The sequence below is a fragment of the Gordonia iterans genome, assembly GCF_002993285.1.
Taxonomy (GTDB): Bacteria; Actinomycetota; Actinomycetes; order Mycobacteriales; family Mycobacteriaceae; genus Gordonia; species Gordonia iterans.
This window is the reverse complement of the sequence record NZ_CP027433.1, coordinates 761,585-785,301: the sequence shown is the minus strand read 5'-3', so window position 1 is coordinate 785,301 and position 23,717 is coordinate 761,585. Positions and strand designations below refer to the sequence as shown.

The 23,717-nt window shown below is 69.5% G+C and carries 22 protein-coding genes and 2 pseudogenes; 7 read left to right on the top strand and 17 right to left on the bottom strand.

Annotated elements, in window-relative coordinates; all coding sequences use genetic code 11:
• Positions 1–27: 27 nt before the first annotated feature.
• Together C6V83_RS03565 and C6V83_RS03560 are read left to right on the top strand one after the other, a co-directional pair.
• Entirely contained in the window at positions 28–678 is a 651-nt protein-coding gene (locus tag C6V83_RS03565) for a hypothetical protein (protein ID WP_105941234.1), read from the top strand.
• A 17-nt stretch (positions 679–695) separates the two neighbouring features.
• Positions 696–1,472 (top strand): site-2 protease family protein, encoded by a 777-nt coding sequence (locus C6V83_RS03560; RefSeq protein WP_105941233.1) that lies wholly within the window; start codon positions 696–698, stop codon positions 1,470–1,472.
• 154 nt (positions 1,473–1,626) lie between these two features.
• Here C6V83_RS03560 and C6V83_RS03555 read toward each other — a convergent pair whose 3' ends face one another.
• The 9 genes and pseudogenes from C6V83_RS03555 to C6V83_RS03515 all read right to left on the bottom strand — a co-directional run bounded on the left by C6V83_RS03555 (position 1,627) and on the right by C6V83_RS03515 (position 9,149).
• Positions 1,627–2,436 (bottom strand): polysaccharide deacetylase family protein, encoded by an 810-nt coding sequence (locus C6V83_RS03555; protein WP_234353844.1) that lies wholly within the window; start codon positions 2,434–2,436, stop codon positions 1,627–1,629.
• Between the two features lie 112 nt (positions 2,437–2,548).
• A pseudogene (locus C6V83_RS03550) lies at positions 2,549–2,773 on the bottom strand (acyl-CoA dehydrogenase family protein); the annotation flags it as partial.
• 231 nt (positions 2,774–3,004) lie between these two features.
• Positions 3,005–3,874, bottom strand: a complete 870-nt coding sequence (locus C6V83_RS03545; protein ID WP_105941231.1) for a MaoC/PaaZ C-terminal domain-containing protein — start codon at positions 3,872–3,874, stop codon at positions 3,005–3,007.
• A complete protein-coding gene (locus C6V83_RS03540) occupies positions 3,871–4,308 on the bottom strand; it encodes a type II toxin-antitoxin system Rv0910 family toxin (protein ID WP_105941230.1) in 438 nt (145 codons plus the stop codon). Before C6V83_RS03540 ends, C6V83_RS03545 begins: the two co-directional genes overlap by 4 nt.
• Positions 4,309–4,442: 134 nt before the next feature.
• Positions 4,443–5,659: pseudogene (locus tag C6V83_RS03535) on the bottom strand (lipid-transfer protein).
• A 144-nt stretch (positions 5,660–5,803) separates the two neighbouring features.
• The gene (locus C6V83_RS03530; protein WP_407646270.1) at positions 5,804–6,487 is read right to left on the bottom strand and encodes a TetR/AcrR family transcriptional regulator; all 684 of its coding nucleotides are present in this window, start codon (positions 6,485–6,487) and stop codon (positions 5,804–5,806) included.
• Positions 6,488–6,543: 56 nt separating this feature from the next.
• Complete coding sequence (locus tag C6V83_RS03525; RefSeq protein ID WP_105941228.1) at positions 6,544–7,488, bottom strand: cation diffusion facilitator family transporter; 945 nt, start codon at positions 7,486–7,488, stop codon at positions 6,544–6,546.
• 44 nt (positions 7,489–7,532) lie between these two features.
• On the bottom strand, positions 7,533–8,681 hold the full coding sequence (locus C6V83_RS03520) for an FUSC family protein (protein ID WP_105941227.1): 1,149 nt from the start codon (positions 8,679–8,681) through the stop codon (positions 7,533–7,535).
• Positions 8,682–8,708: 27 nt separating this feature from the next.
• The gene (locus C6V83_RS03515; RefSeq protein WP_105941226.1) at positions 8,709–9,149 is read right to left on the bottom strand and encodes a DUF3151 domain-containing protein; all 441 of its coding nucleotides are present in this window, start codon (positions 9,147–9,149) and stop codon (positions 8,709–8,711) included.
• Between the two features lie 127 nt (positions 9,150–9,276).
• Between C6V83_RS03515 and C6V83_RS03510 the strand changes: the two genes are divergently transcribed.
• Positions 9,277–10,734, top strand: a complete 1,458-nt coding sequence (locus tag C6V83_RS03510; protein ID WP_105941225.1) for an Rv0361 family membrane protein — start codon at positions 9,277–9,279, stop codon at positions 10,732–10,734.
• A gap of 139 nt (positions 10,735–10,873) precedes the next feature.
• On the opposite strand, the gene fbaA is transcribed toward C6V83_RS03510, so the two are convergent.
• Complete coding sequence (fbaA, locus tag C6V83_RS03505; protein WP_105941224.1) at positions 10,874–11,908, bottom strand: class II fructose-bisphosphate aldolase; 1,035 nt, start codon at positions 11,906–11,908, stop codon at positions 10,874–10,876.
• Between the two features lie 144 nt (positions 11,909–12,052).
• On the opposite strand from fbaA, the gene C6V83_RS03500 reads away from it, so the two are divergent.
• The gene (locus tag C6V83_RS03500; protein ID WP_105943689.1) at positions 12,053–13,063 is read left to right on the top strand and encodes a DUF368 domain-containing protein; all 1,011 of its coding nucleotides are present in this window, start codon (positions 12,053–12,055) and stop codon (positions 13,061–13,063) included.
• A gap of 76 nt (positions 13,064–13,139) precedes the next feature.
• Positions 13,140–13,913 carry a VTT domain-containing protein gene (locus C6V83_RS03495; RefSeq protein WP_234353843.1) on the top strand — a complete coding sequence of 258 codons (774 nt, stop codon included), beginning with the start codon at positions 13,140–13,142 and terminating at the stop codon, positions 13,911–13,913.
• Positions 13,914–13,937: 24 nt separating this feature from the next.
• Here C6V83_RS03495 and C6V83_RS03490 read toward each other — a convergent pair whose 3' ends face one another.
• Positions 13,938–15,080 (bottom strand): acyl-CoA dehydrogenase family protein, encoded by a 1,143-nt coding sequence (locus C6V83_RS03490; RefSeq protein WP_105941222.1) that lies wholly within the window; start codon positions 15,078–15,080, stop codon positions 13,938–13,940.
• A gap of 100 nt (positions 15,081–15,180) precedes the next feature.
• Here C6V83_RS03490 and C6V83_RS03485 point away from each other — a divergent pair, with 100 nt between their 5' ends.
• Positions 15,181–15,762 carry a TetR/AcrR family transcriptional regulator gene (locus tag C6V83_RS03485; protein ID WP_105941221.1) on the top strand — a complete coding sequence of 194 codons (582 nt, stop codon included), beginning with the start codon at positions 15,181–15,183 and terminating at the stop codon, positions 15,760–15,762.
• A 5-nt stretch (positions 15,763–15,767) separates the two neighbouring features.
• Here C6V83_RS03485 and C6V83_RS03480 read toward each other — a convergent pair whose 3' ends face one another.
• From C6V83_RS03480 to C6V83_RS03470, 3 genes are all read right to left on the bottom strand, one after another.
• Complete coding sequence (locus C6V83_RS03480) at positions 15,768–16,451, bottom strand: TrmH family RNA methyltransferase (RefSeq protein WP_105941220.1); 684 nt, start codon at positions 16,449–16,451, stop codon at positions 15,768–15,770.
• 10 nt (positions 16,452–16,461) lie between these two features.
• Positions 16,462–17,025 (bottom strand): orotate phosphoribosyltransferase, encoded by a 564-nt coding sequence (gene pyrE, locus C6V83_RS03475; protein WP_105941219.1) that lies wholly within the window; start codon positions 17,023–17,025, stop codon positions 16,462–16,464.
• Between the two features lie 70 nt (positions 17,026–17,095).
• Positions 17,096–18,067 (bottom strand): type III secretion system chaperone family protein, encoded by a 972-nt coding sequence (locus C6V83_RS03470; protein ID WP_105941218.1) that lies wholly within the window; start codon positions 18,065–18,067, stop codon positions 17,096–17,098.
• Positions 18,068–18,146: 79 nt separating this feature from the next.
• Here C6V83_RS03470 and C6V83_RS03465 point away from each other — a divergent pair, with 79 nt between their 5' ends.
• Positions 18,147–19,349 carry a M20 family metallopeptidase gene (locus C6V83_RS03465; RefSeq protein WP_105941217.1) on the top strand — a complete coding sequence of 401 codons (1,203 nt, stop codon included), beginning with the start codon at positions 18,147–18,149 and terminating at the stop codon, positions 19,347–19,349.
• Positions 19,350–19,366: 17 nt separating this feature from the next.
• Here the strand turns inward: C6V83_RS03465 and C6V83_RS03460 are convergent, their stop codons facing one another.
• From C6V83_RS03460 to C6V83_RS03450, 3 genes are read right to left on the bottom strand one after another with little or no spacing between them, the layout of a single operon-like run.
• Positions 19,367–20,002: a TetR/AcrR family transcriptional regulator gene (locus C6V83_RS03460; protein WP_105941216.1), complete on the bottom strand. Its 636-nt coding sequence runs from the start codon at positions 20,000–20,002 to the stop codon at positions 19,367–19,369.
• Between the two features lie 33 nt (positions 20,003–20,035).
• Positions 20,036–21,796, bottom strand: a complete 1,761-nt coding sequence (locus C6V83_RS03455) for an ABC transporter ATP-binding protein (protein ID WP_199832581.1) — start codon at positions 21,794–21,796, stop codon at positions 20,036–20,038.
• On the bottom strand, positions 21,796–23,655 hold the full coding sequence (locus C6V83_RS03450; protein ID WP_105941215.1) for an ABC transporter ATP-binding protein: 1,860 nt from the start codon (positions 23,653–23,655) through the stop codon (positions 21,796–21,798). The genes C6V83_RS03455 and C6V83_RS03450 overlap by 1 nt, the downstream gene beginning before the upstream one ends.
• Between the last annotated feature and the right edge of the window lie 62 nt (positions 23,656–23,717).

Genomic DNA, 23,717 nt, shown 5'->3' with positions numbered 1-23,717 from the left:
GCTGAACGGCGCGGATACCCTATTGGCGTGGTATCCACCGAGATCGTCCCGCCGCCGCCCGGCGCCGAAGCGGCCGCACTGGCCCGCGCCGTGAGCACCGCCGTCGCCGACCCCGCGGTCACCCGGCTCGTCGTCGCACCGCCGGCCGACGGAGATGCGAACCCCGACGTGTTCTTCGCGCAGGTGGCCGGTGTGCTGATGCGACACGAACGGCTCGACGTCGAACTGGCCTACGTCGCCCCGCATGCGACGCGGGCCACCAAGAACTACGGTCTCCCGCACGGGCGGTCCGCGCGGGAACTCGCCGAGCACGGCGCCGCGCAGACGCTGCCGCTGATCCGCGACGATGCCGGCACCGTTCTGGTCGGCTACGCCCGGCACCTCGGCAAGCCCGACGACGACGGACGCCCGACGAAGCTGCACGGAGAGACCTACGTAGACTCCGAGCGGTTGTTCGACGGCGACGTCCGCGGCGTGGTGATCGAGCCCGTGCCCGACCTGCCCGGAGTCCGTGCCCGACTCCAGCGTCTGCTCCCGGGAGGCTGGCTCGTCGGCCGTGCCGTGCAGACCGGCGGGGTCGACCTCGTCGTCGAACGCGAAGGAGTGCTGACGCCGCGCGTGGTGAAGCGGTCGACGTACTACCGTCATCACCTCGACTGGAAGCTGGTGCGCCCGTGAGCTATACGACCCCGACGATGACCGCCCTGCGGTCGGTCCGGCCCGGTCCGGTGTTCCTGGGGCTGGTCGCCGCCACGGTGGCCGGCGGCGCCCTCCTGTGGCTCAGCGGCGACGACGACGGGGGCATGGCGATCGGCGGCATGTGGCTGCTGATCCTCGGCGGCTGGCTGATCTCGCTGTGCCTGCACGAGTTCGCGCACGCCTTCACCGCGTTCCGCTACGGCGACCACTCGGCGGAACTGCGCGGCTATCTGACTCTCGACCCGCGCAAGTACACGCATCCGCTGCTGTCGATCGGCCTTCCGCTGCTGATCATCGTGCTGGGCGGCATCGGATTCCCCGGCGGCGCGGTGTACCTGCACACCGACCGGATGACGCCGGGCCAGCAGACCCGTGTGAGCCTCGCCGGACCGGCGGCCAACCTGTTCCTCGGTGTGGTGCTGCTGCTCGCGGTGACCTTCACCGGGGAGACGGCGTCGAACCAGAACCTGCTGGCGGGCCTGACCTTCCTGGCCTTCCTGCAGATCACCGCGACCGTGCTCAACCTGATCCCGATGCCCGGGTTCGACGGCTTCAACGCGATCGCGCCGTACCTCTCGTACGAGACGCGCCGCAGTGCCGACCAGATCGCCCCGTACGGGTTCCTGATCATCCTGGCGCTGCTGTGGATCCCGCCGGTCCGTGACGTGTTCTTCTCGATCGTCGACGCGATCATCGGGCTGTTCGGGGTCTCGTCGTCGCTCATGTACGACGGCTATCGCCTGTTCCTGTTCTGGAACTTCCTGGGGTACTGACACCGCCTCAGGCCTCCCGGAGGTTCCGCCCCAGGTTTCTGGTTCCGCCCTATACGGGAACCATAGGGCGGAGCGGAAAACCTGGGGCGAAGCGGACGGTGATCTCGACTCCGCTCGATCAGCGAGTAGGGCTCGATCAGCGAGTAGGGCTCGATCAGCGGGTGGAGCTCGATGCGAAGACGTCGTCGAGGGTGACCATCGACAGCTTGCGGTGCGCGATGATGTCGTTGAACTTGCCGTAGACGCGCGTCACCGGGTCGTGGTTCGCGTGCCCGATCACGATCCGCTGCGGCCGGAAGTACTTGCGCGCCATGCCGATCAGGAACTTCTCGGTCACCAGGCCCGAGTCGGCGATGGAGCCGTCCCACAAGGTGGGCATGGTGTAGCCGAGGTCGGCGGCCACCTTGTCGACCGTCGCGTTCCGGTACCCGAACGGCGGCCGGTAGTAGGGTGTGCCGTCCACTCCGTACTCGTCGCGCAGGAAGTCCTTGGTACGACGCAGCTCCTCGGCGACGCCCTTGGCGGTCAGCGATGTCAGATCGGCATGCGTCCAGCTGTGGTTGCCCAACTGCACCTGCCCGGACTCGACCAGCGGACGCAGGACGCTCCGGTTCTCCCGCCACGCGTCGTACTGGCCGGTGACGAAGAAGGTGAAGCGCGCACCGGAGTCGTTCGCCCATTGGCAGTACGCCGCGACCACGGCCGACGACGACCCGTCGTCGACGGTGAGCGCGAGGTTGCGGCCCTTCCCGGGCAGCGCGGTGATCGGGTGATCCGGGAGCGGCACCTTGGTCGCCGGGAGCGGCGCGTCCAGCGGCTTGCCGGTCGGCCCGGCCCCGGGCTCGCCGGGCGGGTCCGTCGTCTCCGACGCACTGCGCGCCTCGCCGTCGGATTCGGCCGCGCAACCGGTGAGCAGTCCGGCTCCGCCGGCGGCGAGCATCGCGAGAAATGTCCGTCGTTCCACGAGTGCGACCATATCGCCCGGATGCCGGGAACCCGACCTTTCGACACGCCCTCGCCTAGCGGCTCGGACGGCTCAAGGAGCGGCAGCCCCTTGAGCTTGTCGAAAGGTCCGATCAGTCGGCGAGCAGCCCCTTGGCGATGTGCGTCACCTGGATCTCGTTGGAGCCGGCGTAGATCATCAGCGACTTGGCGTCACGCGCCAGCTGCTCCACCCGGTACTCGGACATGTAGCCGTTGCCGCCGAACAACTGCACCGCGTCCATCGCGACGTCGGTGGCCGCCTGGGTGGCGTAGAGCTTCATCGCCGACGACTCCGCCAGGGCCGGCAGCTTCCCCGCCTGCAGCCCCCGCTGTGGGGCAAGAACATCGCGGCGATGGTCGCCGCGCCCAGACCCAGCGAGACGCCGACCGACGCGACCGTGCCGAGGGTGACACCGGCGAGCTCGGCGAGGATGATCGCGCCCATCGACAGCTGCGCGCCCAGGTCGCCGAGGCCGGTGGTGGCTTCGACGGGCTCAGCCGGCGAAACGGGCTCAGCCGGCGAAACGGGCTCAGCCGGCGAAACGGGCTCAGTCGGCGACGACGGCCAGCCCGTCGGTGAGCACCACCTCGTCGCCGCGCACGGTCTCGAACGCGTACTCGGTGACGCCGTCGGCCGAACCGGTCAGCCAGATCCGCGTCTGCAGGTCGTCGCCGGGCAGCACAAACTTGGAGAACCGCACGGCAAACCGTGTGAGCCGGTTCACCTCCGACCCCGCCACCTCCGTCAGCACCGCCCACGAGGCGAACGCCATGGTGCACAGCCCGTGCGCGATGATCCCCGGAAGTCCGGCGTCCTTGGCCACCTCCTCGTCGAGGTGGATCGGCATCGGGTCACCCGACGCCGGCGCGTACCGGAATGTCTGGTCGTCGTCGACGTGCGCGGTGACCACCGCCAGCGGTTCACCGGTGCGGACCGCATCGGCGAGCTTGTGGTCCGGCACGCTCTCGCCGACGCCGGCACCGGCGTCGACGTTCCGGAAGAAGGCCACCAGGTACTGCTCGTTGACCAGCTCACCGTCGGCGGCCCGGCATTCGACGTGAATGGACAGCCGGGCCCCCGTGTCGACGGTGTCGTAGCCGATGGCCCGAGCCCGCGTGGTGATCACGTCGCCCGGGCGGACCGGCCGGTGGAACCAGAAGTCCTGTTCGCCGTGGACCACCTTGCCGAAGATCTCGATCGGCGCGACGTCGACCACCGGGGTGAGCATCGCGTCGAACGCCGGCACGATCGCGAAGACCGGCGGGGCGACCTCGCCGCGCAGGTGCGCCTCGATCGGGTCGTTGGTGGCCGCCGCGTACTCGGCGATCCGCTCGGCCGTCACCGCGAACTCCTCCGGGTCGGCCCACGTGTTCAGGCCGCCGGCGTCGAACTCGTACGACGTCTTCGCCGAGGTCATGCCGCGGCGGCCAGCGCATCGAGCTTGGTCAGACTCTTGTCGATCTGCGAGGTGGCATCCTTCTCGACGGCCTTGGCGAGCGCGCACTTGATCAGGGTGCCGGAGAAGTCGCCGGAGATCTGGAGTTCAGTGCCGTCCCCGTCCGGCTTGAGCTCGAAGACGAACTGGACCTTCACCGCGGCCATGCCGGTGCCGCTGAGCACCAGTTTGGTGGGGGCCTCGACGTCGTCGACCGTCCACTCGATCTTGTTCGCCATGCCGAGCATCATGATCTTGGCGGTGAGCTTGCTGCCCGCGGCGAGGGTGGCCGGCGGCTCCTCCATCCAGCGCTCGTGGATGGTGAACCACTCACCCCAGGTGGCGGGGTCGGAGATCACCTTCCAGACAGCATCCGGCGAGGCGGTCAGCTTCTCGGTGGCTTCGATGTGTCCCATGATTGATTCCTGCTTTCGTGATTGATGGTTTTCAGGACAGGCCCTTCGACCGCGCGTCCCTCGCAGGCTCAGCCGCGCATGCTCAGGACAGGCCCCTTCGACCGCGCGTTCCTCGCACGCTCAGCCGCGCATGCTCAGGACACGCGCTGATAGGCCGTGACGACGGCGGCGCCGCCCAAGCCGATGTTGTGCTGCAGGGCGGCGGTGACGCCGTCGACCTGCCGGGCGCCGGCCGTGCCGCGCAGCTGCCAGGTGAGTTCGCTGCACTGCGCGAGACCGGTGGCGCCGAGCGGGTGCCCCTTGGAGATGAGGCCGCCCGACGGATTCACCACCCAGCGGCCGCCGTAGGTGGTGTCGCCGTTGTCGATCAGCGTGTGCGCCTGGCCCTCCGCGGCCCGTCCGAGCGCCTCGTAGAGGAGCAGTTCGTTGGCCGAGAAGCAGTCGTGCAGCTCGATCACCTGGAAGTCGTCCGGGCCCAGTCCGGCCTGGTCGTACACCGCCTGTGCGGCCGCGCGGTTCATGTGGTCGCCGACGATGCCGGCGCAGGTCTCGTCGAAGGTGTTCGCGGAATCGGTCACCATCGCCTGCCCGACGATCTCCACCGCCTGATCGGCGAGGTCGTGCTCGTCGACGAAGCGCTCGGACGCCAGGATCACCGCGTCCGACCCGTCCGAAGTCGGCGAGCACTGGAGTTTGGTGAGCGGGTCGTAGATCATCCGTGAGTCGAGAATCTCGTCGAGCGTGTAGGCGTCCTGGAACTGCGCGTACGGGTTGTTGACCGAGTGCCGGTGGTTCTTCTCGCCGATCTTGGCGAAGTGCTCGATCGTCGAGCCGTACTTGCGCATGTGCTCGCGCCCGGCGGCGCCGAACATCCAGGGCGCCGGCGGGAAGAGCACCTCGCTGATCTCGGCGAGTGCCAAGATGTGCTTGTCCATCGGCTGCGCGCGGTCCTCGTACATCGCGCCCAGCGAGCCGGGCTGCATCTTCTCGAAGCCCAGGGCCAGGTGCAGTCCGCGCCGCCGCGGATCGCCTTGGCTGTGAGGTACAGCGCCGTCGAGCCCGTCGAACAGTTGTTGTTGACGTTGACCACCGGGATCCCGGTCATGCCGAGCTCGTACACGGCGCGCTGCCCGGACGTCGACTCGCCGTAGACATAGCCGACGTAGGCTTCCTGCACCTCGCGATAGTCGATCCCCGCGTCCGCGAGCGCCTTGGTCCCCGCTTCGCGGGCCATGTCCGGGTAGGCCCAGTCGCTGCCGTCGTCGTTCTTCCGCCGCCCGGGCTTGCAGAACTTCGTCATGCCCACGCCGATCACGAAGACCCTGTTTCCCGAACCCGAATCGCCAGCCATGTGCCGCCACCTCCTGATCACATACCAAACAGTCACGACTGCATGTATCTACCCCTGGAGGAAATGTGATCCAGTTCATAGCGAGTGCCCAGGCGCCCGGACAACGCGAGCACGCGCCCCATGCGGGCGGCTCGGCGAAGCGGATCAGTCCGTCGGCGCGGGCGCGATCGCGGCGAGCAACTCCGGGTCGGCAGCCCCGCGCAGCACCTCGCCGGCCCGGGCCCACCGGCGCCTCGGCCGGTCGGAGGCCGGGTCGACGAAGGACGAGATCAGAATCCCGCGCAGGGCGTCCATCGCCGTGTAGACGAAGTCGAGCAGCGCGCGCTCCACGTGCACACCTGCGGGCAGCACCCCGGCGACCGCGGACCCGACCGACTGATCGACGATGCGCTCGAAGGCGACCACCTCGGCGCGCAGCTCCGGATCCGTCCGGGCGGCGACCCACAATTCGACCGTGGCCGTGAACAGCGGACCGTCGTGCAAATCCCACAGCAGGTCCAGCAGTGCGCCGATCGGATCGTCGGCGTGCGCGACGCGGCCCACCTGCTCGATCGCCTCGGCCGAGCGCCGTGCCGCAAGATGGCGAACCGCAGCACTCACCAGTGCGTTCCGGGATCCGAAGTGATGCAACTGCGCACCGCGCGTCACCCCGGCCCGCTCGGCCACGCGCGACGTGGTGGTGCCGCCGTAACCGAACTCCACCAGGCATTCGACGGTCGCGTCCATCAACTTGGCGCGCGTCTGCGCACTCCGCTGTTCCTGGGTTCTCCGCTCCCCGGACCGGGACCTCGCCCCGACCGGCACGTCGCCGTCCGTCACGGCGAGAATCCTAACAGCGCCGTTCAACAAACATTCATCACTGAATCCAACTGACCGTCGAGGTGCTACCAGGACAGCTTCTCGCAGCACTCGCCCCGGTCCCCGACGGGATCGACCTGCACGGTCGCGTGCACCAGTCCGTGCGCAGTGAGCACGGCCCGGGCGTCAGCGAGCACCCTGGCGTAGTCGCCGTCGCCGTCCGAGGAAACGTGGACCGTGGCGACGTCCATGCCCGTCGTCAGCGACCAGACGTGGAGGTCGTGCACGTCCGTCACCCCGAGGACCTCTGCCAGTTCGGCGCGCACGCGGTCGACGTCGACGTGATCGGGCGCCTGCTGATTGAGGATCTTGAGCGCGTCGCGCGCCAGCCGCACCGCCCGCGGCACCACCCAGACGGCGATCGCCACCGCGACGACGATGTCGGCGTACCGCCAGCCCGTGGTCATCATCACGACGCCGGCCACCAGTACGCCGACGCTGCCGAGGGCGTCGGCGAGCACCTCCAGGTACGCCCCGCGCACCGCGATCGACCCCTTGGCGTCGGCGCGCAGCATCAGCATCACGACGAGGTTCACCAGCAGACCGACCGCCGCGACGATCACCATCGTGAGGCCCGGAATCTCCGGGGCCTCGCCGCCGAGCCGCTTGATCGCCTCGTAGAGGACGAAGACGCCGACCCCGATCAGCAGGGCCGCATTCAGGACGGCGGTGAACACCTCGGCGCGGAACCACCCGAAACTGCGCGCATCGGTGACCCGCCCGTGCCGCGCCAGCAGCAGCGCCGACAGTCCCATCGACACCGCCACCACGTCGGTGAGCATGTGACCGGCGTCGGCGATCAGCGCCAGCGAGTCGATCGCGATGCCGACGAAGAGTTCGACGAAGAAGTACCCGCCGATGAGGACGACGGCGACCGCCATCGGCCAGATGCGGCGGCGCGCACCGCCGTCAGCCAGATCTGCCGCGGTCGGCCCGTGCGAATGACCCTCATGCCCATGCGATGCACCCATGAGCTCAATGTATGCGCACTATCGCATATATTGCAACCAGCGCGTCATTGCAGTCGCAGCTGGGCGATCGCCGTCTCGCGCTTGAGTCCGGCGACCATCAGCATGTCGACCAGCAGCGACCGCAGTTCTACCAAGAGCGCGATCTCGGCGATGTCACCGTCATGGTGGTGATGAGCGGCGCGGATGTCGTTGATCGCCGGACGGGCTCGCCGCACGATCGTGCGCAGCACGGTCGCGGCATCGGCCTGATCCGGACTGCCCTTGGGCGGTGCGAGCATCATCTCGCGCAACACCTCGAAGCCCTCGGGAAGCGCCGCAACCAAGTCGATCACGGCCGGTTCCACTCGGACGCCGCGCTGCACCAGCCCGGCCGCCCGGCGCGCACAGACCCGGAAGTTCCGCATACCGCGGTCGATCGGCGCCGCGGTCGCCGTGATGCGGGTCAGCCGGGGCCGCTCGTACCAGTACAGCGGCGACATCACGACCACCTCCCGGCCCGCGCGCATGTCCGCGTGCATCGCGTCGATCTGGGCCTGCGTCGACCGCGCCGCGTCGAGCACCTCCTGGACGGCTTCCTCGTCGTTCGCCCGCAGGGCCTGGGCCAATTCGGCCGACAAGTCGCGCAGCGTCGCCAGCACCAGCGCCGCATCGCGTCGTGCACGATGGGCCGGGTTGAACGGCAGCAACGCGCCGATCGCCAGAGCGACCGCGCCGCCGATCATCGCATCGAGCGCGCGCTCGTACCCGGCGGCGTGCCCGGGTGGCAACAGGGTGGCCACCAGCACCGCCGAAGCGCCCGCCTGCGTGGTGATCATCGGGGCGCCGTCGATCAGCAGCGCGGCCGTCATCGCCAGGGCCACCACCACGGCGATCTGCCAGGGCCCCGAGCCGATCCCATAGATCACCAGATCCCCGACGACGATGCCGATGAGGACACCGCCGATCAGCTCGATCGAGCGTCGCCACCGTTTGGCCAGCACCAGGCCCAGCGACGAGACCGCGGCGATCGGCGCGAAGAACGGCGCCGAGTGGTGCAGCACGTCGAAGGCGATGAACCAGGCCAGCCCGCCGGCGACCGCGCACTGCAGGATCGGCACCAGCGACAGACCGAGCAGCCGCACCCGTTTGGCCAGCGGCGCAGGCAGGCGATCGATCAGCCGCGACCGCGCCCGGAGGATCCGCTCGGTTCTCATCGGTCACGGCCGCCGGTCGCGTGAGAGTCAGTCCAGGCCGAGTTCGGCGATGGCGCGCGGATCGCTGTCGTTCAGCAGATCCAGGCAGCGGAGGTACTCGTCCTCCTCGCCGATCAGCTGCGCCGCGCGGGCGAGGGCGCCCACACAGCGCAGGAAGCCCCGATTCGGCTCGTGGCTCCACGGCACCGGACCGAAGCCCTTCCAGCCGTGCCGACGCAGCTGATCGAGGCCCCGGTGATAGCCGGTGCGGGCGAACGCGTAACCGGCCACCTGCTGCGCGACGTCCGGCACGGCGCCGTCGGCGTGCTCGAGCGCCGCCTCGGCCAGGTACGCCCAGGCGATCGACGCCGACGGGTGCTCAGCGGCGACCGCCGCGGGGTCGGCGCCGTTCAACAGGTCGGACTCGGCGTCATCGTCTCCGGTGAGGAGCGTCGGCGGTGGTCCCAGTAGGTCTCCGAAAGAGGTCACCCAGCCATTCAATCACTCCCCGCCCGCCCGCCCGGCCCGACGAGAGAGACCGGTCATTCGTTATTCTCGTGGTCGTGCCGGGCGAACCGGCCCCCGACCGCCCCCACAGACCCAGGACCTGCGCAGCATGCCGACTCCGGACAACGATCAGACCAGTAGCGACCACGACGGCGCCGTCAAGAAGGTCGTCGACGCCTTCCGCGCCCGACGCGCCGGTCACCCCGATGCACCCGCGCCGAAGGTCCCCGACGACGACGCGCCGTCGACCCCGGTCGTGAAGATCCAGGCCGGGCAGACCCCCGGGGGCGGCGACTCCGAATCGCCCACACGGGCGTTCGCGATCCCGGTGGTGGACGAGACCACCGAAGAGGTGTCGACCGACGAGGTGTCCACCGAGGGCGTCGCGGACGAGGTCGACGAGAACGTGACCGGCGAGACAGGGACCGGCGACGCAGCGACTGACGAGAGCGCCGCTGAGGACGAGACCGCGGCCGCCGAGGGTTCGCTGGCCGACGACGCGGAGACATCCGGCGACACAGAGGGATCTGGCGACACAGGGGGATCTGGCGACGCGGAGGCATCTGGCGACACGGAGATGTCCGGCGACGCCGAGCAGGCCGACGAGCAAGAGTCCGATGCCGAGGACACCGCGAACGAGGTCCGCCAGACCGCGTCCGGCATCAAGCACCAGACCGTCGTCGAGGTGGAGGGATCCGGCGAGAAGGCGCCCGTACGGCCCCGTACCGAGGTGGAGTCGGTCGATCCCGATCAAGTCGAGCGCGCCGGGATCGTCGAGTCCGCCGTCGACCTGAGCCCGGCCGACGACGAGCCCGAGACCGAGGTCATTCCGGTGCCCGCCGAGGCGGCCGCAGCGTCGGGCACCGCGCCCGGCGACGACGAGGACGATACCGACGCCTCCGATACCGACATCTCCGACGCCGACGCCTCCGAGGCGCCCACCGAGACCATCGACCTCAAGGACGTCGCCGCGGGCGCGGCCGTCGCCGCAGCGGCCGGTGCCGCCGGAGCTGCTGCCACAGCGCCCTCAGGCGCTGCCCCCGCGGGCGCTGCGTCGTCGGCGCCGACCGGTTCCACCGATCAGGCCTGGTCCAACACTCCGCATCAGCCGGAGGTGATTCCGGGAGCAACGCCGGCACCCGCGGAGAAGAAACGCCGCACCTGGCTCTGGGCGCTCCTGGCCCTGATCGCCGCGGGAGTCGTCGCCGTGCTCGTGTGGTGGTTCGCGTTCGCGAACTCACCGCAGGCCAAGGTCGCCGACGCCGCCGAGACCTACCAGACCGCGATGGCCGAGGGCGACCTCGCCGCGCTCCGCGGCGTCACGTGCGGTGAGGAGTACGCCTTCTACTCCAGCGTCTCCGAGGAGGAGTTCTCGCGGGCGTACCAGTCGCAGAAGGAGCGCGGCCAGCTGTTCTCGTTCAAGGAGATCACCGGCGTCTCCGTCAACGGCGACACCGCCCGGGTGGGCGTGGACATCTACAACGACGACGATCCGAACGCCACCACCAACGCCCAGATCACCCTGCACAACGTGGGCGGCGAGTGGAAGGTCTGCACCCGGCCCTGACCCCTCGGACCCTCGCTGGTCGAGCGGACCCCCTCGCTGGTCGAGCGGACCCCCTCGCTGGTCGAGCGGAGTCGAGACCACCAAGCGCCCCTGCCGATACGACAGGGGCGCTTGTGGTCTCGGCTCCGCGGATCCGGACTCAGGCGGAGATGGACTTGCCCGCAGACTTCAGGTCGTTGCACGCCTCCACGACGCGCTCGGACATGCCGGCCTCGGCCTTCTTGAGGTAGCTGCGCGGGTCGTACACCTTCTTGTTGCCGACCTCGCCGTCGATCTTGAGGACCCCGTCGTAGTTCGTGAACATGTGGCCGGCGACCGGACGGGTGAAGGCGTACTGGGTGTCGGTGTCGACATTCATCTTCACCACGCCGTAGCTGAGCGACTCCTCGATCTCGTGCTTTTCCGAGCCGGAGCCGCCGTGGAAGACGAAGTCGAAGGGCTTGGCGCCGGACTCCAGACCGACGAGCTCACGGGCGGCGTTCTGGCCGTCGAGCAGCACCGACGGCTTCAGCTTCACGTTGCCCGGCTTGTACACGCCGTGCACGTTGCCGAAGGTGGCCGCCAACAGGTACTTGCCCTTCTCGCCGGTGCCGAGCGCCTTGACGGTCTTCTCGAAGTCCTCGACCGAGGTGTACAGCTTGTCGTTGATTTCGGCCTCGACACCGTCTTCCTCGCCGCCGACGACGCCGATCTCCACCTCCAGGATGATCTTCGCAGCGCTGGCGAGCGCGAGAAGCTCCTGCGCGATCTCCAGGTTCTCGTCGATCGGAATCGCCGAGCCGTCCCACATGTGCGACTGGAACAGCGGGTTCTGACCGTTGTCGACGCGTTCCTGCGAGAGGGCGAGCAGCGGGCGGACGTAGGTGTCCAGCTTGTCCTTCGGGCAGTGATCGGTGTGGAGCGCGATGGTCACGTCGTACTTCTCGGCGATCACATGGGCGAACTCGGCCAGCGCCACCGCGCCGGTGACCATGTCCTTCACACCCAGTCCCGAGCCGAACTCGGCGCCGCCGGTGGAGAACTGGATGATGCCGTCGCTGCCCGCATCGGCGAAGCCCTTGATCGCAGCGTTGATCGTCTCCGACGAGGTGCAGTTGATGGCCGGGAAGGCGTATCCGCCCGCTTTGGCCTTCTCCAGCATCTCGGCGTACTTCTCGGGGGTGGCGATGGGCATGTGATGCGTCCTTCTCGATCGGGGTCCGCTCGTGGATGACGAGCTCTCGACCTCTCGATTATGGCAGGCCAGCGCTTTCGGCGATCGGTGACCGGCGTTCGGTCCGAATTCGCCGAAAAGTACCGGTTTAGTACGATCGTCGCCATGCCCACACCGAGCCCGGCCGAGTCCACCGACACCCCGGCACGCCGCCACCGGCCGCCGACGGGTGACCTCGTCGGCAACGTGGTGCGAGGCGGCCTGATCGGCGTCGCCGAGACCATCCCGGGAGTGTCCGGCGGCACCGTCGCGCTGATCACTGGCATCTACGGGCGGCTGATCGGAGCGGCCAAGCACCTGACGGATGTCGCCAAGGCACTGCTCACGCGGGGCGACTGGCGAGCCGAACTGCGCAAGGTCGACTGGTGGCTGCTGCTGAGCGTCGGTATCGGCGCCGTCCTCGTGGTGGTCCTGATCGCGGGCCTGATGAGGAGTTTCGTCGTCGACCACACGGTCGCGGCCTACTCGCTGTTCATGGGCATGATCGCGATGTCGGTGCTGATTCCGTTCCTGGAGATCGCGCACGGATCGCTGCGCAGCCGCACCATGAAAATCCGGGCTGCGGCGCTGTTCGTGATCGGTGCGGCGGTCGCCTTCACCATCACCTCCCTCCCCCGGGCGGAGTTCGACAGCCCACCGCTGCCGTTGGTGTTCGTCGCCGCCGCCATCGCGGTGTGCGCCCTGGTCCTGCCCGGCGTCTCGGGCTCGTTCTTCCTGTTGGTGATGGGCCTCTACACCACCACGCTGGCCGCGGTCGACGAGCGCGACGTCCCGTATCTCGTGGTGTTCGCCGCCGGAGCCGTCGTCGGCCTGGTCTCGTTCGTGCGGCTCCTGGAATGGGCCCTGGAGAACCACCACACCACGGTGATGGTGACGGCGGCAGGACTGTTGCTGGGTTCCACGCGGGCGCTGTGGCCGTGGCAGGAGACCGACGCCGAGGGCGAACCCAACGGACGCGTCCTGCCGGTCGGCGACGACTGGCCGATGGCGCTCGGACTGTTCGTGCTCGGCGTGGTGGTCGTGGGGGTGGTGGCCTTCGTCCAGCGACGCTGGTACGCCGCCGACGCCGCCGCCACCGCCCTCGAGAAGAGGCGTGAACTGCTCGAACGCGACTGACAATGCCGCGAACCGGCCATTATCCGCGTGTCCGGCTTCAGCGTTTTCCCAGGTGCACGCGCTATCCTCAGCGCTCGTGAATCATGTCCTCGCTGAGAGCACCGCGAATCTGGCGCTGCTGCCGGGTTTCCTCGATCCGGTCAACCTGCTGAACTCGTTCGGCACCTGGGTGCTGGCCGGCCTCCTCCTGGTGGTCTTCATCGAATCGGGCCTGCTCTTCCCGCTCCTTCCGGGCGATTCCCTTCTGTTCACCGCGGGCCTGGTGGTGGCCGCGAAGTCGTCGGAGGTCGACCCCTTCGCGCCGCTGTGGGTACTGCTGGTGACCATCCCGATCGCCGCGTTCCTCGGCGACCAGGTCGGCTACTTCCTCGGCAACAAGCTCGGCTACACCCTGTTCAAACCCAACAACAAGGTGCTCAAAGAGGCCTACATCATCGAGGCCCACGAATTCTTCGAGAAGCACGGTCCGATCACCATCGTCCTGGCCCGCTTCGTGCCGATCGTGCGGACCTACGCACCTCTGGTCGCCGGGGCGGCCCGCATGCGCTACTCCGTGTTCGTCGTCTACAACATCGTCGGGGCCGTCCTGTGGGGTTGCGGCGTCACCCTGCTCGGCTATTTCCTGGGCCAGATCACCTTCATCGCCGACAACGTCGACCTGATCTTCATCGTCATCGTGCTGGTCTCGGTGATCCCGATCTTCGTCGAGGTGTTCAAGCGCTGGCGCAGCACCCGCCCGCCGTTCCCGGAGACCGAGGTGGATCTGGCCGACGAGGCTTCCTCGTCCGAGTCTTCCCCGTCCGAGTCTCCCCCGTCGGCCGCCTCCCTGGATCCCACCAAAGACTCCTGACCGGGCGACCGGCCCGACGCCGGATCAGTTCGCGGCGAGTCCGCGGGCGATCACCAGTCGCTGGATCTGGTTGGTGCCCTCGAAGATCTGGGTGATCTTGGCTTCACGCATGAACCGCTCGACGCGGAAGTCGCGGGTGTAGCCGTTGCCGCCGAACACCTGGACGGCGTCGGTGGTCACCTTCATCGCGGTGTCGGTGGCGATCAGTTTCGCGACCGACGCCTGCCGCGAGTACGGCTGACCGAGGTCACGACGGCGGGCGGCGTCGAGATAGGTGGCGCGCGCCGCATCCACCGCGGCGGCCATGTCGGCCAGCAGGAAACCCAGTCCCTGGTGGTCGATGATCGCCTTGCCGAAGGCCTGCCGCTCCTTGGCGTAGGCGACCGCCGCATCGAGCGCGGCCTGCGCGATGCCGGTCGCCACGGCGGCGATACCGAGCCGGCCGGAATCCAGCGCGCTGAAGGCGATCTGCAGCCCCTGCCCCTCGGCGCCGATCCGCCGTTCCGCCGGCAGCAGCGCGTCGTCGTAGGTGGCCGACGTGGTCGGCACCGCGGCGAGACCCATCTTCTCCTCGGGCTTGCCGAAGGTCAGCCCCGGCTGATCGCCGGGCACCAGGAAGCACGAGACGCCCTTGGAGCCCTCCCCGGTACGCGCGAAGAGGTTGTAGAAGTCGGCCAGGCCCCCGTGGGTGATCCACGCCTTGCTCCCGTTGATGAGGTAGCCGTCCGCGGTCGGCATGGCGCGGCACGTGAGCGCTGCGGCATCCGACCCGGCGTCCGGCTCGGACAGGCTGTACGCGCCGACCGTCGAACCTCCGAGCATCTCGGGCAGCCAACGCTTCTTCTGGTCGTCGGTGCCGAAGGCGAACAGGGGGTAGCACGCGAGACTGTGCACGCTGACCGCCACCCCCACGGCCGCCCAGCGCGCCGCGATCTCCTCCAGCACCTGCAGGTAGACCTCGTAAGGCTGACCGCCGCCGCCCCACTCCTCCGGGTACGGCAGGCTCAGCAGCCCGGCCTCGCCGAGCGTGGCGAACACCCCCTCGGGGTAGGCCTCGTTCTTCTCGTGCTCGTCGACGATCGGATCGAGCGCCTTGTCCGCGATCTCGCGGGTCAGGGCGATGAGGTCGTGCGCCTCTTCGGTGGGCAGCAGACGGTCGACGGGCATGGCACTCCTCGTGACAACTATGCGTAACAGTACTCCGGATGCCTAGACAGTACTGTCGGGCAACTAGTACTGCAAGAGGATCGCCAGTATCGTTTCCGGTATGACCGGTCCGGCCCCCGAGTTCGCCACCCGCCGGCGCTGCGAACTGTTCGACGGCGTCGTCGAGCTGTTCCTGGCCGAGGGCTTCGCGCACCTGACGCTCGATGAGATCGCCGCGCGACTGCGGTGCTCCAAGTCGACGCTCTACACCCTCGCCGGCAGCAAGGAGCAACTCGTCCGGGCGGCGACGGTGCACTTCTTCCGGCGCGCGGCGCACGAGCTCGATGCCCGCGTCGACGGCCTCGCCGACGCCCGCACCCAGATCATCACGTACCTGGAGGGAGCGGGCACCGCGCTCGCACCCGCCTCGGACGCGTTCATGACCGATCTCGATGCGTTCCCGCCCGCCCGCGAGGTCTACGAGCAGAACACCGCGCTCGCGGCTACCCGCGTGCGGCAGATGATCGACGCCGGCGTGGCCGCGGGCGAGTTCCGGCCGGTGCACGCGGCGTTCGCCGCCGACCTGGCCGCGACGATGATGGCCCGGATCCAGCAGCGCGGAGTCCGCGAGAGCACCGGCCTCGACGACGCCCACGCCTATCGGGAGCTGGCCGCGATCCTCACCGGCGGAATCAGCAGATAGCCCGGCTACCAGGCCTGTCCGAGGTCCGCGTGCCGAGCGATCCAAGCGTGCATGACGATCCCGGCGGCCACGCCGGCGTTGATGCTGCGCGTCGACCCGAATTGGGCGATCGAGACCGTCATCGCAGCGGCCGCCGCAGCCTCCTCGGTCACCCCCGGGCCCTCCTGGCCGAACAGCAACAGGCAGTTCTCCGGGAGTTCGGTCTCCTCCAGGCGCACCGAACCAGGAGTGTTGTCCACAGCCACGACGATGAGGTCGTGGGCGCGCGCCCACGTCACCAGCTCGGCGACGGTCGCATGGTGATACACGTGCTGGTAGCGATCGGTCACCATCGCGCCGCGGCGATTCCAGCGCCGTCGTCCGACGATGTGCACGGCCTGCGCCGCGAACGCGTTCGCGGTCCGCACCACGGTCCCGATGTTGGCGTCGTGCCCCCAGTTCTCGATGGCGACGTGGAAGCGGTGACGGCGGGTGTCGAGGTCGCCGACGATCGCCTCCCGAGTCCAGTACCGGTACGCATCGACGACGTTGCGGCGGTCGCCTTCGGCGAGAAGCTCACGGTCGTACCGAGGATCGTCGGGGAGCGGAGCGCCGCGCTCGTCGAGCCACGGTCCGACGCCGACGGGTTCGCCGATACCGCTGTGCCACTCGGTCGGCCCGGGCTCGGAGTCAGCAGCGCTGTCCGGCACTCGTCACGCCTCAGGCCAGGTCGAGATCGGCCAGCCCCAGCAGCGAGCGGTAGGGCACCTCTTGCGCCTCGATCACCTCGTCGGCGCCGGTGTCCCGGTCGACGACGGTGGCCACCCCCACCACGACGGCGCCCGCCGCGCGCGCGGCGATGACCGCCTGCGACGGTGATGCGCCGGTGGTGGAGGTGTCCTCCACGATCAGGACGCGACGCCCGCTGATGTCCGGGCCCTCGATCTGCCGCTGCATGCCGTGTGCCTTGGCCGCCTTACGCACCACGAACGCGTCGATCGGGCGGCCGTCGGCGTGCATGATCGACGTCGCCACGGGGTCGGCGCCGAGCGTCAGGCCGCCTGCCGCGTCGTAGTCCCAGTCCGCGGTGAGCTGGCGCATCAGGGCGCCGATCAGTCGGCTGGCCTCGTGATGGAGGGTCGCGCGACGCAGGTCGACGTAGTAGTCGGCCTCTTTGCCGGAGGAGAGGGTCACCCGGCCGTGCACCACGGCGAGTTCTTTCACCAGCTCGGCGAGCCTGGCGCGGTCTGCCGGGTCGAGGGCGTGGTGGGCCGAGGCAGCCATCGTGAGCGTCTCCTACTTCGGGTCAGCAGTGTCGAGTCAGCGGTGTGTCGGGTGAACGGTCCGGCCGCAGTCAGTCGCGGTCGTACGGGCCCGAGATCGGCGGCAGGTCCGGCGGATCCAGGCGGTCGCGACCGGGGCGGGCACCGCCGAAGGGCGTCGGCCGCGGCGGGCGCGGGCCGTCGGGACGCCCGGTTTCTGGACGCGGCACCTCCGCACGCGGGGGCGCGGGCGGGCGCGGCGGTTCCGGGCGAGACGGCACGTCCGGAAGGTCGTCGTACCTCGGTGCGCGGCGGCGCGGCTCGGCGGGCGGCGGCACCGGTGCTTCCTGGCGCTCCCGGCGGGCCTTGTCGCGAAGACCGTCGGTCTTCTCGTCGGCCAGTTCCTCGCGGGCGGGCCCGTGCGGGTCGCGGGGGTCGGGCACATCCTGCGGATCGACCGACGGCGGGAGCACGCGCAGCAGGTCGGCGAAGCGCCGGACCGTGTCCAGGGCGACGTCGAGCTGCTCCGCGTCGGAGGTCAGCGGCATCGAGCCGAGCGCCCAGTTGCCCTCGTTCCAGAGGATCTCGATGTACGACGGCGCACCGGTGGCCAGCGTCACCATCCGCCGGTCGCAGATCCGCCGCGCCGCATCGAGATTGCTCGCGAACATCACCCGCGAGCCCATCGCGCCCAGCAGCTCCACATCGTCCTCGGCAGGAGCGAGCACGTCCTCGTAGCGCAGGTCGACGGTCACCGACGACGCGGCCGGACGCCGCACCGCGACGACGGTCGCCGTCTCGTCGAGGTCGAAGACGACGGCTTCGGCTCCCTCGTAGTGGCCGTAGGCGACGTCGCGGACCTGCACGTGGTCGGGCACGTCCATCGCCGCGCGACCGAACGCCGAGCGGAGCTTGCTGTCGGTCTCGCGGTACTTGAACGAGTGCGTCTGCCCCCACACCGCGCGCTGGTGATGCACCTGCTCGGTCCGGTTACGGTCGAGCCAGAGCAGCACGCCGGCGCCGATCAGCGCGAGGGCCGCAATCACGAAATAGACGGTAGTCATCGCCAGTAGCCTACTATCGAACGCTCACGCAGCCGAGCGGACGCGGCGTTCGGTCCGCGCCGGTCGAGGAGGAACGACGATGCACGCACGCTCCCGGGATGCGGTGGCAGCCCTGGCGCAGTCGGTCGATGCATCCCTCGTCGAGTTGCTGACCTGCGAATTGATCGAAGCTCCGAGCGTCAATCCGGGCGGTACGGAGCAGGCGGCCGTCGACGTTCTCGCCGCCGCGTGCCGTGACCTTGACTTCGCCGTCGACCTGCACCAGGTGGCCCCGGGACGCCCGAATCTGCTGGCCTCCGCCGGGACGGGTGCCGGTCCCGGACTGCTCTTCCTCGGACACACCGACGTAGTGCCCCCGGGCCCGGGGTGGACCGGTGACCCGTTCACCGCGCGGCGCGACGGCGACCTGATCATCGGGCGCGGCGCGTGCGACATGAAGGGCGGACTCGCCGCGGCCGTCGCCGCGATGGCGGCGCTGTCGAGGGCGGCCGACTTCGGGATCACGCTTTCGGGTCCGCTCACCCTGGCCGCCACCGTCGACGAGGAGGAGCGCAACAGCGGCAGTCGGCACCTCGTCGCCCAGCCGCTCCCGGAGTTCGCCGGATGCATCGTCGCCGAACCGACCGAACTGCAGGTGGTCCGCGGCTGCCGCGGGGCGTCGTACATCGACATCTCGATCACCGGCAGGGCCGCCCACTCCGGTCGGCCGAGCGACGGCGTCAGTGCCATCGCGGCGGCAGCCGAGGTGATGCGGGTGATCGACGACGACCAGGCCGCGCTGGCCGCACACGCCGATCCACTGCTGGGGCACGGCACCTGGAACGTGGGCCTCATCCGGGGCGGGCACGGCATCGCGGTGGTGGCACCCGACTGCTACCTCGGGGTGGACCGTCGCCTGATGCCCGGCGAGACGGTCGATGCGGTCGCCGGGCGGCTGCGCGCCGCGATCGCCGCGGCCGGAATCACCGACGGCGGCGCCGACGTGGACGTCCGGCCCACGATGGAGCTGCCCGGCTTCGTCACCGCCGCCGACCACCCGCTGGTCACCGCTGCCGCACAGGCCGTGGAGGACTGCGGCGTGCCCACCTCGGTCGGCGGATGGACTGCGGCGTGCGACGGCGGCTACCTCAGCCGCGATCTCGGCGTGCCCACCGTGGTGCTGGGTCCGGGCGATCTGAACGGCCAGGCCCACCAGCCCGACGAGTCGGTGTCGCTGGCCGAGCTGGTCACCGCCGCTCGCGCCTACGTGCGCACCGCCGTCGCACTGCTCTCCTCGCCCTGACCTGCGACGTCAGCGGGTCAGATCTCCGGCCAGTGGCGCTCGAGCCCGGTGAGGATGAAGTCGATCTTGGTGTCGATGGCGCCGCGGTCGACCCACGAGTCGTCGGGAGCGAGCGGCGTGTCGCCGTCGCCGAGCACCCGGCGAATGCGGTCCAGGCCGGATTCGCCCTGGTCGTCGACCTCGCGCATCGATTCCACCGACAGATGCGAGGCGAACACCGAATCACCGATGAAGTCCAGGGCGAACATCGCCTGGCCGCGGGTCTTGCCCTGGGCCGCCAGCGCCGCCGCGTAGGCCGCGAAGACGTGCTCGACCCGGGACGGCGCCGGCGCAAAGGTGTAGACCAGCCGGGACAGCCCGGGGAACTCGTCGCAGACGCGCCAGCACTCGTCGGCCCACAGTTGCAGCACCTCGCGCCATAAAGCACCGGGCTCGGGAACGGCGAGCGTCGAACCTGCGACATCGAGGCAGGCGATCACCAGGTCGTCGCGTGACGGAAAGAGCCGGTAGATCGCCGCGGTCACGACGCCGAGGCGCTCGGCCACCGCCGAAAGCGTGAACCGATCGATGCCCTCGGCGATCGCGGCGGCCACCACGTCGTCGGCGGTGAAAGCGGGCTTGCGCCCGACCTTCCGGCTCCCGGATACATGCACCGGTTCAGATTAGTCGCCGCCGAGACCGGCCCGTCACGCGTCGATCAACCGCCAGCCCTGCGCGCTGCGCAAGCGCCGCCAGAACCGTGCATACGTGCCGTCCTGATCGATCAGCTCCTCGTGCGTGCCCTGCGCCTCGACCCGTCCGTCGCCGGTCAGCGCGACGATCTGGTCGGCCGCGGCGATCGTGTCCAGCCGGTGGGCGATGATCAGAACGGTCGCCTGCTTCCGCAACTGCTCGACGGCCGCGACGATGTTCGCCTCGTTCTCGACGTCGAGTGCCGAGGTCGCCTCGTCGAGCAACACGATCGGCGACCGTTTGAGCAGCGCCCGCGCGATCGCGACCCGCTGCCGCTCTCCCCCGGACAGCGCCCGTCCGCCCTCACCCACCCGCGCGGACCAGCCGCCGGGCAGCCGGTCGGCGATCTCGGTGACCCCGGCCAGGTCGGCGGCGGCCCGGATCTCCTCCGGCGACGCACCCGCGCGCCCGACGGCGACGTTGGCCTCCAGCGTGTCGTCGAACAGGTAGACGTCCTGAAAGACCATCGACAGCTGGCCCATCAACTGCTCGGTGGTTTGCTCGGTCACCGGCACACCGCCGACTCGAACCGTGCCGGCGTCGGCGTCGTAGAAGCGGCTGACCAGTCGCGCGACCGTGGTCTTACCGCTGCCGGACGGACCGACGAGCGCGACCATCGTGCCGGTCGGCACCGACAACGACACGTCGCGCAGGATCGGCTCGGCGCCGGCCTCGTAGGCGAAGGTGACGCCGTCGAGGTCGATCGAGCCGGGGTCGGTGAGCACGGCGGGCGACGACGGCTCGTCCAGCGGCTGTGCGGTGAGCACCTCGTCGATCGCATCGAGCACCGGACGCCGGGACTCCAGGCTCATCGCGCTCTCGGTGATGGTCGAGAGCGTCGAGGTGAATCGCAGCGCCAGACCGATGAAGGCCAGTGCGGGAATGGGCTCGAGCGAGCCGGCGACGGCCAACGATCCGGTGAGAGAGATCAGTGCGACGATCACACCCTGGGTGGCCATGCCCGACAGCAGCAGTCCGACGGTCTCGATCCATTGCGCCTTCTTCCGGGCGCGATAGGTCCCGTCCAGAGCATCGTCGAGCGGCGGGAACTCGCGGCTGCGGCCGCACGAGCGCAACGCACCCTGACACTGCGCGTACTCGACGATGCGGTTCGCGAGGTTCACCTCCGCGGGCTCGTGGATCGCTCCGCCCTTGCGCATGAAGGCGGTGGACACGAGGGTGATGACCACGAAGACCGGTGCGGCGATCGTGAGCATCAGGCCGAGCCACGGGTTCCAGAACCACGCTGCCACCACGATCACGACGGCCGCCGTCATCCGCGAGACCAGCGGGCCGATCATGTGGGCGAAGATCTGCCCCGTCATCATCAGCTCGGAGGAGACCATCCGCGACAGCCGTCCGGACAGCGGGCGGGCGAACCAGCCCAGCGGCTGCTTGGACACCTGATCGCCGACCAGGCGGTGGATGCTGTGCAGGAAGTCCAGCGCGACCGCGTACGTTCGCCGCTCCTGCAGGTAGATAAGTGCGAAGGCGGCCACCGCGAGGACCGCGAGAACCACCAGCCAGCCCCCGATCCCCAGACCCCAGACGGGGTCGCCGGACGCGAGCGAACTGATCGCCGGCAGCAGCGCCGCCAGGGCCAGGCCCTCGACCAGGCCGGCCAGCAGGGCGGCCGTCAGCGCGGGACGCAGCGCCTCGGGCCGGGACACCATGCGCTGCATGCGCGGGACGACGTCGATCAACGGCGACTTCATCACTGCTCGCCTCCCGGCGTCGTGGTGCCGGCGGACCGGATGGTCGCCGTGGTGGATTCCCAGAGCCGGGCGTAACCGGGCTCGCTGAGAAGGTCGTCGTGGGTGCCCGTCGCGACGACGCGCCCCCGCTCGACGAGGACGATCTGATCCACGCCGCTGATGGCCTCCGGGCGATGCGCCACCAGGAGGACGGTCTTGCCCCGGGCCAGATCGCTCAGCGCGTGCTGGATCTGGTGCTGGGACTCGGGGTCGGTCAGCGCGGTGGCCTCGTCGAGGATGAGCACCGGCGCGTCGACCAGGACTGCCCGGGCGATGGCGATGCGCTGCGCCTGGCCGCCGGAGAGCCCGGTGTCGGCGCCGTAGACGGTGTCGAAGCCGCGCGGGAGGGCCTCGATCTCGTCGAGGATGCGGGCGACGCGCGCGGCCTCGCGGATCTGGTCGTCGGTCGCGTCCGGGCGGCCGAGGGCGATGTTGTCGCGGATCGAGATCGACGGCAGCTGCGGATCCTGCAGGACGAAGCCGACGGAGGAGTACAGGTCGTCGATCTCGGCGACCGGGACCCCGCCGAGCAGGATCCGCCCCGCGCGCGGATCGTCGAACCTGGCCAGCAGGGTCGCGATGGTCGACTTGCCGGAGCCGGACGGCCCGACCAGCGCGGTGACCGTGCCCTCGCGAAGGGTGAACGAGACGTCGTCGAGGGCTAGTTCGACGGCTGTTTCGCCGGTGCCGCCCTCACGGTACGAGTAGGAGACGTGCTCGAACTCGACGTCGTGTCCGGTCGGCCGGGCCCGGACGCCGTCGTCGTGCAGGGTCGGCGTCTCGAGCAGGTCGGTGAGTCGTCGCGCCGACGCGCCGGCCATCTGCGCGGACCACATGGAGTTCATCAGCACTTCGATGCCGTACGGAATCAGCAGGGCGATCAGCGAGGTAGCGAGCACATCTGCCGCGGTGACGTCGCCGCGGTGCACGAGCCACGCGCCGCCTCCGAGGTTGATCAACAGGATCAGCGGCACGGCGAGCAGGGACATCCCGAGCGAGCTGACCCGCAGCAGCGGCTTGACCCAGGCGTAGTAGAACTCCTGGAACTCGCCCGCTGCGTCCTGGTACGCACCGTGCGCCCGTCCGACCCGGCCGAAGGCCTTCACCACGGTGATCCCGGTGACGAACTCGACCATTCGCGCGGAGACCACGCTGAGCTTGGCGTCCATCTCCACGGTCTTCTCGGCCATGCCGCGCATGCCCAGCGCCATCGCTGCCGCGTACAGCGGGACGGTCGCGATCGCCAGCAGACCCAGCCGCCAGTCGACGACGAAGGCGTAGATCATCAGGGCCAGCGGCATCACGACCGCCTGCGTGCCGTCCACCGGCTGATGCGCGATCAGGTGGTGGACGGTGCTGATGTCGTCCTGCAACGACTTCCGCACGCGTCCGGAGTTGGTCGAGGTGAACCAGTTCAGCGGCACGCGGGAGAACCGCTCCACCATGCGCCCGCGGATCACGTGGCCGAGCCGGATGTCGGCGAAGTGCGTCACGCCCAGGGCCAGGAAGTAGACGCCGAGCCGAAGTGTGAAGGTGACGACCAGGATGCGGATCCACCGGTTCACCTCGCCGGAGTCGACCGCCGTGTCGGTGCGGGCCGCGTCGAGGAGCACGTCGCCGAGGTGCACCAGCGCGATGTACGGCACCACTGCCAGCACCCCGGAGATCACCGCCAGGATCCGGCCGATCGCCAGTTGCGGCGCTACCGGGCGTATCAGATCGCGCAGCGCGCGGGCATCGGCCTTCTGCTGGGCCCGCGGATCGATGGGCGCCTGTTCGGCGGGGTGCTTCTCCGCCGGGGGCGCGGTCGCCGTCGTCATGGAACTCTCCTCGTCGGGCGCCATAGTTAGGATTGCCACACTTAATTGTGAAGCACATTCAC

Excerpts from the sequence above, each read along its gene's own strand:
- C6V83_RS03560 (WP_105941233.1), top strand. The coding sequence starts at position 696 with ATGACCGCCCTGCGGTCGGTCCGGCCCGGTCCGGTGTTCCTGGGGCTG.
- C6V83_RS03545 (WP_105941231.1), bottom strand. The coding sequence starts at position 3,874 with ATGACCTCGGCGAAGACGTCGTACGAGTTCGACGCCGGCGGCCTGAAC.
- C6V83_RS03540 (WP_105941230.1), bottom strand. The coding sequence starts at position 4,308 with ATGGGACACATCGAAGCCACCGAGAAGCTGACCGCCTCGCCGGATGCT.
- C6V83_RS03525 (WP_105941228.1), bottom strand. The coding sequence starts at position 7,488 with ATGGGTGCATCGCATGGGCATGAGGGTCATTCGCACGGGCCGACCGCG.
- C6V83_RS03520 (WP_105941227.1), bottom strand. The coding sequence starts at position 8,681 with ATGAGAACCGAGCGGATCCTCCGGGCGCGGTCGCGGCTGATCGATCGC.
- C6V83_RS03510 (WP_105941225.1), top strand. The coding sequence starts at position 9,277 with ATGCCGACTCCGGACAACGATCAGACCAGTAGCGACCACGACGGCGCC.
- fbaA (WP_105941224.1), bottom strand. The coding sequence starts at position 11,908 with ATGCCCATCGCCACCCCCGAGAAGTACGCCGAGATGCTGGAGAAGGCC.
- C6V83_RS03500 (WP_105943689.1), top strand. The coding sequence starts at position 12,053 with ATGCCCACACCGAGCCCGGCCGAGTCCACCGACACCCCGGCACGCCGC.
- C6V83_RS03490 (WP_105941222.1), bottom strand. The coding sequence starts at position 15,080 with ATGCCCGTCGACCGTCTGCTGCCCACCGAAGAGGCGCACGACCTCATC.
- C6V83_RS03485 (WP_105941221.1), top strand. The coding sequence starts at position 15,181 with ATGACCGGTCCGGCCCCCGAGTTCGCCACCCGCCGGCGCTGCGAACTG.
- pyrE (WP_105941219.1), bottom strand. The coding sequence starts at position 17,025 with ATGGCTGCCTCGGCCCACCACGCCCTCGACCCGGCAGACCGCGCCAGG.
- C6V83_RS03470 (WP_105941218.1), bottom strand. The coding sequence starts at position 18,067 with ATGACTACCGTCTATTTCGTGATTGCGGCCCTCGCGCTGATCGGCGCC.
- C6V83_RS03465 (WP_105941217.1), top strand. The coding sequence starts at position 18,147 with ATGCACGCACGCTCCCGGGATGCGGTGGCAGCCCTGGCGCAGTCGGTC.
- C6V83_RS03455 (WP_199832581.1), bottom strand. The coding sequence starts at position 21,796 with ATGAAGTCGCCGTTGATCGACGTCGTCCCGCGCATGCAGCGCATGGTG.
- C6V83_RS03450 (WP_105941215.1), bottom strand. The coding sequence starts at position 23,655 with ATGACGACGGCGACCGCGCCCCCGGCGGAGAAGCACCCCGCCGAACAG.